The organism is Mesorhizobium sp. M0808 (assembly GCF_040320025.1).
GTDB lineage: Bacteria > Pseudomonadota > Alphaproteobacteria > Rhizobiales > Rhizobiaceae > Mesorhizobium.
Genome location: NZ_JAMYOX010000086.1, coordinates 1 through 9,174 on the forward strand (window position 1 = coordinate 1; position 9,174 = coordinate 9,174).

The window sequence follows — 9,174 nt, forward strand, 5'->3', positions numbered from 1 at the left end:
AGCGTTCCGGTTCCACCAGAGATCGGGGCACGCCGGCTAGGCCAGCCCCACGGAGCGCCTCCCTGAGTGGCAGCCCGTGATCGACATTCACCGCGCGGTCGATCTCCGCTTCATCGATGTCACCGACGAACGAACGACTTCCGAGCAACGGGACGTAATGACTTTCTTCATCCGCCCACGCGACCGGGGCGATGGAAAGATCGGTGCAGTCCGGCGTTTCCGCGAAGGCCCGGGCGATCTCGAGGCCGTAGATCACGCCAAGCGCCCCGTCGAGCCATCCGGCATGGTTCTGTGATTCTGCGTGCGACCCGATCAACAGTGATCGCCGCTCCGAGCGCGGCATGCCGAACACATTGCCGACCCCATCGATATGAGGCTTAAGACCTGCCGCTCCATACTGCTGCGCAAGCCAACGGCGGCTGTCCATGTCTGCCTTTGAATACGTTGGTCGATGGACGCCCGTCCGGTACGCGCCAAACTGCGCAAAACGTCGGAGATCCGAGAGTAACCGCCCAGTGTTGATTGTTGGCATCTGCTATATGCTCCTATCAGTTGGAAACTAATGCCGTCCCTTTTCAGGAGCTTCTCCCGGTATGTCGCAAGCCAGGCCCATATTGAGGAGGCCCGGCCGCAAAAGCTGACTTGGAAGATTATTGCGCAGTCATCAATTGCTTCCTGCTCGAACCCCTGGTCGCCGGCCGCTCCACGGCCGCGCCTCTTCAAGATCACGTGCAAGGCAAACCAATGCGGCTTCATCACCAAAGCGGCTGACGATCTGAATGCCGATTGGTAACCCGCTGGCGCTTTGTGCTAAAGGCAAGGAGACCGACGGTTGTCCGGTAATATTGAAAACGCCAAGATACTGATAGAACTCGGCCTCCGCCTGCATCCACTCCTCTGCGGAGAGGGTCGGGTTGGTCGCACAGTAGATGCCACCATGTGGAAGGGCCACGGTTGGCATCGTGGGCGTCAGCAGAATGTCATAGGCTTGAATCGCCTCGCCTACTCGCAGCCTCATCGCCCGGAGGGCCTCATGTACTTCTCCCGAATAGGATAGTGACAGATTCCGGCTATGCTCATGAAGCTTGAGATTGACTGGCTCCAAAGTGTCTTGGTTGATACTGCGGCCGATGCTGCGCGCCGCCTTTTCGAGCGCACCCCTGCCGAGATCCGACAGGCCGAGCAATACCTTACTACATTCCTCCGGCTCATAAAACCGCTCGATGTCTGTGACCATGTGACCCATTTCTTCAAGAAGTGCGGCCGTCGACTCGACTGCTTGCCAGACTTCTGGCTCGGTCTCGACCGAGCCCCATTTGGTCCTCGCAACCCCAATCCGCAGAGTGCCGGTGGGTTGGGATAGTTCCTCCACATAGGGACGGCTCGGCTGGACGATGATGAACGGATCGCCTGGAGCGGGACTGGAGAATACATCCAAGGCAGCAGCCATATCTCGCACTGTCCGGCAAACAACGAATTCTCGACTAAGGCCGAACTTCGGATCCTGACGGTCCGGACCGCTGGAAGTGCGCCCACGGGAAGGATTTAGCCCGACAAGTCCGCACCAAGCCGCCGGCTGCCGAGTAGATCCGCCACCGTCGCTGGCATGCGCAATGGGAGTGATACCAGCGGCCACAGCCGCAGCCGCCCCAGACGAAGATCCACCTGTGGTGCGTTGTAAATCCCATGGATTCCCAGTGATTCCATTGAGAATGGTCTCACTCATCCCAGATACGCCAAGTTCGGGTGTGGTTGTCCTCCCGAGAGTCCGCAACCCACCGGCGCGAGCTCGACGATAAAAATTGCCATCGACTTCAGAGCGGAAACCCTTGAAGAGGCGACTCCCTCTTTCCTGCAGCCGGCCAGCTTCGGCGGCGCCGAGATCCTTGCGGAGGAAAGGCACGCCGTTAAAGAGGCCTGCGTCCGCGCCGGCGACGGTCTCGGCATCCTCGTAGAACTCGATCACGGCGTTGATGCGAGGGTTGACCTCATCGTGCGCCGCTCGCGCCAAGCGGGCCAATTCCACAGCGGAGACTTCGCCCCGGCTTACGAGGGATGCCAAACCGGTTGCATCATGTTCTACGTATTCACTTAGTTTCATGTAAGACTCCCTCTTAGTTTCATGTAAGACTCCCTCTATGTCTGGCATCGGCGTAAGTACTGGTGTTATTCGCCGGACCCGCATCTTTGATCGCACGGTTCTTCATCATAAAAAAATCGATTCGACGCTCAGCTCTAAACGAACGCTTCAAAAAACCTGTCCCATTGGTGTTTTTCTACGGCATGACCTGCCGCTTATGTGACGTTTACAGGAAGACCAAATTGCCAAAGGCAGGCCACTTGGATCGAAACACCTGGTCCATTGCGCTCGGAGCAGCCCCATATTCGCGCGCGACCACTGGCATAAGATAATCAAGGTGGGAGAAAGTAGCAGATTGATCCTGTTTCCGTATCGGCCCCATCGGTCGCTGGAGTGCTCCCCGATTCGTCGGACAGTTCAGCTATTGAGATAATGCTTTGATGAACTGCCGAGGGGAAGCCATCTTCAGCGCGGCATGGGGATGGATTTCGTTGTACAATACGACGAGAGAACGCCCACGGGACCGAGGAACGCGAGTTTCTTTATCCATGGCATCCCTGGGCCGGGCGTTTGTTCACGTTCATGAGGTGATCGAGAAGGCTGACCGGGTGGTTTTCCGCTGCAGTCTTTCTGGCCACGCCTCCGATCGGTGGCTGGAGGTTCCGGCCTGGATGTATGAGCGCGCGGTCTGCGCCGCGTGGCGTATTGCCACTGCCCCACATGTTGATCCCAGAACGATTGGCCTCTTGGTGACACAGCTGCAGGACGCGACGGCCAATTTCCCCACCCGCATTGCCTCGCCTGAATTGTTCCTGGATGTTAAGCCGTTGCCTCATCTGATTTGCTCCCCGCATTTGTGTGGCAGGAGCAAATCAGATGAGGCAAGTCAGCATGGCGACGCGGGATGAGCTGGTGAGCGCGGTAACGGAGCGCTACGCCCGAAGCGACCGGGCAGAGAAGTCGCGCATCCTCGATGAGTTCGTGGCGGTGAGCGGCTTTCACCGCAAGCATGCGACGCGCCTATTGCGCAACGGACCGCAGGTGGGCCGTTCGGGGGCCGCGGCCGGAGCGGCGGCTTTATGATGATGCGGTTGGTGAAGCGCTGATCGTGCTGTGGGAGGCCTCTGACCGGATCTGCGGGAAGCGGCTGAAAGCGTTGATGCCGATCCTGGTCGAGGCGATGGAGTTCGGCGGGCTTAATCGTCGAGCTCCTCTCGGCCCCAATCCTCAATGATCAACAACTGGACACTGCCGAGCTTGCGCATCAGCTTGGCCTAGCGGCCATCGCCGCGGGAAGCGCCAAGGCCCTCCGGGTCTTGACTGCGGATAGACTTGGTCATACGGCCGCAGCTCGCAGAGACATGGTTCCTATTTGAGCACGCCAGTGCCTGGGGCACTTTCGCTCGACCGCTGCTCACTTTCATAGATTGCGAACGCAGCCGTCGAATATCGGCGACATCGCCTCTATGGCGCTCGGGTCCTGAAACTAGTCACCTTCCAGCCATTCTGCCGAGCGCCGGGCAAATCTGGGAACGTCGTCGAGATGCTCCGTGACGCACCGCTGGTTAGGAAAAAGTAGCAACAGATCCTTCGAGTAAATTCACAGAAGCTTTGCAACCGCAAATCGCTGACAGTGGTATTGTTCACCACAAAGTCTGAGGTCAGGCAAGGTTAGAAAGCTGATGCTGATTTGCGCACGTACCGAGGCACAGCACGACACGCAACGGAGGTCAAAACGAATGGCAAAAAGAGCGCTCATCCTGATTGAAGGCAATCCAAGGGGTCTTGGTCTGCTATTCGTCCAAGCAGCCCAGCGTCTTGGTCTTCATCCAATTACCCTGTCGGCAGATCCATCTCGGTACGACTACATTGCGGCAGAAAGGCTTGAGGCAATCCGCGTCGATACTGACAATCTCAATGCGCTGATCGGCGAATGTTCCCGGCTGCTTGCGACCTACGACATTGCTGGCATTACGTCCGCTACGGAGTCGTTTTATGCGACAGTTGGCAAGCTCTGCCGGTATTTCGATCTACCGGGACCGAACCCCGCATCGATTGAACGATGCTGCGACAAATCCGCTCAACGTCAGTTCCTCACGGAGGCCGGCATTCCAATTCCTGCTTATCGCTTGGCCACGAATGCCGCGGAAGTAGAAAGCTCTGCCGCGGAAATCGGGCTGCCGGTAATTCTGAAGCCAGCCGTAGGCCTCGGCAGCAGAGGGGTCAGATTGTGCCGCAACGTCGATGAGTTGGCCGAACACACGACCTATCTGTTGGGCGGTAAGCACATATGGCGGGATTCGCCGAGGATACTGGTCGAAGAATTCGCACAGGGCCCGCATTATTGGATTGACATAATGGGAAATGAGGTCGTTGGGATCTCCGCCGCCGATTTTGGTCCCCCACCGCATTTCGTCTTTCGTGAGTGCACCTACCCGGCCGTGCTGACTGATGACGAGCATGATCGTATCGCCGATGTTTCGCTGAGCTGTCTGCGAGCTCTCGGCCTTGGCTGGGGGCCAACGAACATTGAACTCCGGTGGACGAAGCGTGGCCCAATCGTCATTGAGGTCAATCCGCGTCTTGGGGGGTCGCCCGCTCCTGAACTGGTTCAACTGGCTCACGGTGTGGATCTCGTCACCGGACTCATCAAGCTTGTCATCGGCGAGGAATGGAATTTGCGCAGAACGCATTCGCACGCTGCGGCCGCGCGGTGGCTAATTGCTGATCGCGATGGCACCCTCGATTGGATTGGTGGCGACAGTCGGGCTGCTGCTGTATCTGGTATCGCCGACGTCAAGTTGTATATTAAGCCAAAGATGCCGATTGTCAGGAAAGGCGATCACCGAGACCACATCGGGCTTGTCGTCGCCGCTTCACCCAGCCGTGCTCGGACCGAGGCGATACTTCAGCGGGCCGTCGACTTAATCGGTTGGTCGATCACACCATTTCCGCCCCCTGGCGAACAGGAATAATCTGCGTCCCACACTGCACAGGTTGTGTGCGTCAAGTCTGCAAATTGGGCGGCCATGATGCTGGTCATCCAGCTTGGCGTAGAGCGAGCTTCTTGTGCTCACGCAGATCATCCATGTTGATGTAGCGGTTGGCCTCCATCCAGTTTTCATTGGTTTCGACGGCCAAGGCCCTGACGAGGCGCAGGCAGCTTTCGGTATTGGGGAAGATGCGCACGACATAGGTGCGCCGGCGGATTTCCTCGTTGAGGCGTTCCAGCATGTTGGTGCTCTTAAGATGCTTGTGGTGCTGGCGCGGCAGGCGGAAGTAGGTCAGCGTGTATTCGATGGTCTCCTTCACCCAATTCGTCAGCCGCGGATAGCGGGCCGACCATTTGGAAAGCCATGCGGCGAGATCGGCCTTGGCCTCGGCAAGATCGCGCCGGTCGTAGAGCCAGTGCAGCTCCTGCAGGCAGTCGTCGCCGTGCTTCCTCGGCAAATGATCGAGCGCGTTCCTGAGGAAGTGAACATAGAGGCTGTTGAAGAAGTCTCCTCCTGCTGTTCAATTGAGAAATCGTTGATTCTCTGGAGGGGTTCGCGATGCTGGGACGGAAGGAGCGCGATCAGCTTGAGCTATTCATGACTGGCTCGCTGCGACAGCTTATCCCTGATGATCATATTCTCGCGCGCGTCGATCGTGTGCTGGATCTGTCCTGGCTGTGCGACGAGGTGGCGAACCTCTACTGCACCGACAATGGCCGCCCCGGCATCGATCCCGGGGCGGCTGTACGCCTGATGCTCGCGGGTTTCCTGCTGGGAATTGTGCATGATCGCCGGCTGATGCGGGAGGCGCAGGTCAACATCGCGATCCGGTGGTTTGTCGGCTACGGCCTCCATGAGGCATTTTCCCGATCATTCTTCGTTGACGAGAATCCGCCAGCGCTGGGGTGAAGAACGGTTCCAGCGGATCTTTAAGCGCACTGTACAAGCCTGTATCGACGCCAAAATCGCCAAGGGCGAAGTCATTCAATGCTTCGCTGATCCGCGCCGACGTCAGCTGGGATAGCTTGGTGGTGCGCCACCTTGAGGCGGTGAGCGCGGCGAATGCAGATGCGGAGGCAGCGATCAGAAAAAGCCGCAAGACAGGAAAGTTCAAAAAGTCTGCATCACGGATCCAGATGCGAGCATGGCGACAAACGCCCCCCGCAACCGCCGTCTGGAGCCCGCCTACAAACAGCATACCATCGTCGATGATCTGCGCGGGGGTAGTTCTCGATGTTGCCGTGACCAGCGGGGAGATCAACGAGGAACAGATGATCGTTGAACGGATCGAAGCCGCCATGGTGTCGACCGGGTCATCTGTTAGCAACGTCACTGCCGATGCCGGCTATGCCTACGCGAAAGTGTTCGGAGGGTTCGAGCGTCGCGGCATTGGTGCGTTGATTCCGGCCAACGCAGAGCCGATCCGTAGCCCGGTCCCGCTTCGCCGCTTCCGCTACGATGCCAAGCACGACTATTGAAGTGTCCGCGGGGAAAGATCCTGCGTCCGACTAGTACTACAGTTGCGGATCATTTGATTTTCTGATTCACTTCGGCAGGTTATGGAGGGTACCATGTCTGTCGCTTCGTGGTCAGGGTCGTTGTTGGATTGGGAGCAGGAGCTCACAGCGCTGAAGGCGCGGGTTGGGCGGGTGCTTCCTCGTCGTGAGTTGCGGGAGACGGGCGCAGATTTCCTTGACGGCCTTCTTTCCGGCATTGAGCGCAAGACAGGCTGGCTGATGGCTGAGCAGTCCGGAGCGGAGCGGCCCTATCGGATGCAGTCGCTGTTGGGGCGCAGCCATTGGAGCGATCACCAGTGCGCGCCGGCTGGGGTCATCGTGCTGGAGAACCCACATTGTCAACGTGCGGGCGCATCCTGCCTGCGTCCTATTTCAAGGACGTACGCGCGCTTGCCGACGAGCACGACCTGCCGCTGCATCTAGATGGCGCCCGCATCTTCAACGCGGCGATCTCCTCGAAGAGGACGCTGACGAAAATGGCGGAGGAGGTCGACTCGATCATGTTCAGCCTGTCCAAAGGACTCGCCGCGCCGTTCGGCTCCATGGTATGCGGAACACGGCCCTTCATCGAGCGGGTGAGACGCTATCGAAAGCTTCTGGGAGGCGGCCTTCGCCAAGCTGGCATCATGGCAAAGCAGGTATCGTGGCGCTTCAAACCATGGTAGATCGGCTTATCGAAGATCGCCGGCGCGCGCAGTTGCTGGCGGAGAAAATCAGCGACATTCCCGTCATCAGCCTGGAGCCCTCGATTATCGAGACGAACATGGTGTTCTTCCGCCTCGAATGGGACGGTCTGTCGACCCTGGATTTCCTGGCTAGCTGTTGCAGCGGGGCGTGCGTATGGGTTCGCTCCGTGAAGGCGTCGTTCGCGCCGTCGTTCACTATCTCGTCAGTGATGATGATGTCGACGCGACAGCAAACGCCATTCGATCAGTTCTGCAGGAGGAGCCGCGATGACCGGGGACAAAGACTTCTCTGGGAAGAGCGTGCCACCGCTATAGCGCCTAGTCTAGTGCCCGTCCATAAACAGCTGTTTTCCGAGTGTTCGAGGATCGTTTGCATGCTCAACCCATGCTGCTTGTCGGTGTGTAGCGGCACGAAACGTGCAGATCGCGGCCGGGAGGACTGGCTGGCGGCCCTGCGGGCATGGGGTAGCGGCCAGCGCCCGCCGGCGTGCCACTGAGCGCGACCCGATGAGTGGCGTCAAACCGGTTTGAGGCGGGTGAAGAGTGCGAGATTGTAAGCCACCACAGAGGACCAGACATAGGTCTTGAAGTGGTCGAGCCCGCGCCAGGTGCAGCGCCCCAAGCCGTAGGCGCCTTTCAGGCATGAGGTGCCGGCCTCGATGCCGGCGCGGAAGTTGCGCAGCTTGCGATAGACCCAATTGCTTTTGACCATGTCTTCGACCTTGAGGCCGCTCTTCTTGTGGAAGGCCATGTCGCGCACGCCGCAGGCCTTGGCCCGGCGCAGATTTTCGCGGCTGGCATAGCCGCCATCGGCCGCCGCCTGCCGCGGCGCCTGGTCGTAGAAGGCGATGTGGCGCTCCAGCATCGGCAAGAACCGCTCGCTGTCGGCCGGGTTTCCGGCTTCGATGACGAGGTCAAGGATCAGCCCGCTTCGGCCTGTGGTCAAATTGAGCTTGTGGCCGTAATCGACGTCGCGGCTGCCCTTGACGATGATGTCGGCATGCGGCTCGAACAAGCTGACCAGCTTGTCGCCGGCCTGCACCGCCTCGCCGGCCAGGACCCGCCGCTCTGTCTGGGCGATGATCTGTTCAATCAGCGGCCGGTAGTGGCGGATCTGGGCCTGCCACAGTTCGCCGGCCGGCCCCGCCGCCAAGGGCAACTGTTCACTCGCCTGCTGCAGATAGCTCAAGGTGGTGCGCGTGATCTTGAGCAGCACGCGGTAGTGCTTGACCCGTTTGGGGCGGCCGCGGGCATACTTGATCGTCCGGGCCCGCCTCTTCGCCGCGCGGCAATGATCGTGCCATGGGATGGCGCTGCCCAGTGTATCCGCCTGCTGCAACAAGCGCACCATCACCCGCACGGCATCCCACAATAGGCTGCTGTCGCTCGGCTCGTGGATCAGCGCCGCGGTGACGGTGCTGTCGACACGCACGACCTTGCCACTTTCCAGCTTGTCCTGCCGGGCGTTGCCAGCAGCACTTTGTTGATCGCCTCCCAGGTTTCGGCCCGGATCGTGCTGATTGTCTTGTGCAGCACCGACTTCTTCGGGCTCCACCCCCACGGCAGCCGGGCAAAGGCTCGGAACGAGGCGGAATCCTCGAGATGGAACGCCAGTTCCTCGTAGCTCAACTGGCGGTGCTGTTTGAGCAGCGCGCAGCGCAGCACAGCCTCCGCCGGCAGACCCTCGCGGCCGGTCTCCTTGACGCAGTGGCGGCGCAGGTCCCGCGTCACCAACCCGAGCAGATCGCGATGTTCGTCCAGCCACTGCGAGATCGCCTTCAGTTCACGACCGATCTGTCGGTAGCTTTTCAAGTTGTCCGGTTTTTGTAGCACATCAGATGTCCGCTTCTGTTTGTTGCAGGAGGTGCGTCGAAGCGGTTCACGCCGCACTCCTGATC

General features: G+C 59.4%; 5 protein-coding genes and 5 pseudogenes. 6 read left to right on the top strand and 4 right to left on the bottom strand.

Annotated elements, in window-relative coordinates:
• Together NKI25_RS35590 and NKI25_RS35595 are read right to left on the bottom strand one after the other, a co-directional pair.
• A partial coding sequence (locus NKI25_RS35590) for a M28 family peptidase (RefSeq protein ID WP_353000827.1) occupies window positions 1-532 on the bottom strand: 532 nt, incomplete at its 3' end.
• Between the two features lie 132 nt (window positions 533-664).
• Window positions 665-2,101, bottom strand: coding sequence for an amidase (locus NKI25_RS35595; RefSeq protein WP_353000828.1), 1,437 nt, complete (start codon window positions 2,099-2,101; stop codon window positions 665-667).
• Between the two features lie 855 nt (window positions 2,102-2,956).
• Between NKI25_RS35595 and NKI25_RS35600 the strand changes: the two are divergent.
• Window positions 2,957-3,293, top strand: a pseudogene (locus tag NKI25_RS35600) (transposase); the annotation flags it as partial.
• A gap of 526 nt (window positions 3,294-3,819) precedes the next feature.
• Window positions 3,820-5,055, top strand: coding sequence for an ATP-grasp domain-containing protein (locus NKI25_RS35605; RefSeq protein ID WP_353000830.1), 1,236 nt, complete (start codon window positions 3,820-3,822; stop codon window positions 5,053-5,055).
• 64 nt (window positions 5,056-5,119) lie between these two features.
• Here NKI25_RS35605 and NKI25_RS35610 read toward each other — a convergent pair.
• Window positions 5,120-5,563: pseudogene (locus tag NKI25_RS35610) on the bottom strand (transposase); the annotation flags it as partial.
• A 68-nt stretch (window positions 5,564-5,631) separates the two neighbouring features.
• On the opposite strand from NKI25_RS35610, the pseudogene NKI25_RS35615 reads away from it, so the two are divergent.
• From NKI25_RS35615 to NKI25_RS35630, 4 genes and pseudogenes are all read left to right on the top strand, one after another.
• A pseudogene (locus NKI25_RS35615) lies at window positions 5,632-6,580 on the top strand (transposase); the annotation flags it as partial.
• A gap of 64 nt (window positions 6,581-6,644) precedes the next feature.
• A pseudogene (locus NKI25_RS35620) lies at window positions 6,645-6,875 on the top strand (IS701 family transposase); the annotation flags it as partial.
• A 50-nt stretch (window positions 6,876-6,925) separates the two neighbouring features.
• Window positions 6,926-7,255, top strand: a complete 330-nt coding sequence (locus NKI25_RS35625; RefSeq protein ID WP_353000833.1) for a beta-eliminating lyase-related protein — start codon at window positions 6,926-6,928, stop codon at window positions 7,253-7,255.
• Complete coding sequence (locus NKI25_RS35630) at window positions 7,234-7,773, top strand: hypothetical protein (protein ID WP_353000835.1); 540 nt, start codon at window positions 7,234-7,236, stop codon at window positions 7,771-7,773. The genes NKI25_RS35625 and NKI25_RS35630 overlap by 22 nt, the downstream gene beginning before the upstream one ends.
• A 20-nt stretch (window positions 7,774-7,793) precedes the next feature.
• Here the strand turns inward: NKI25_RS35630 and NKI25_RS35635 are convergent.
• Window positions 7,794-9,109, bottom strand: a pseudogene (locus NKI25_RS35635) (ISNCY family transposase).
• Between the last annotated feature and the right edge of the window lie 65 nt (window positions 9,110-9,174).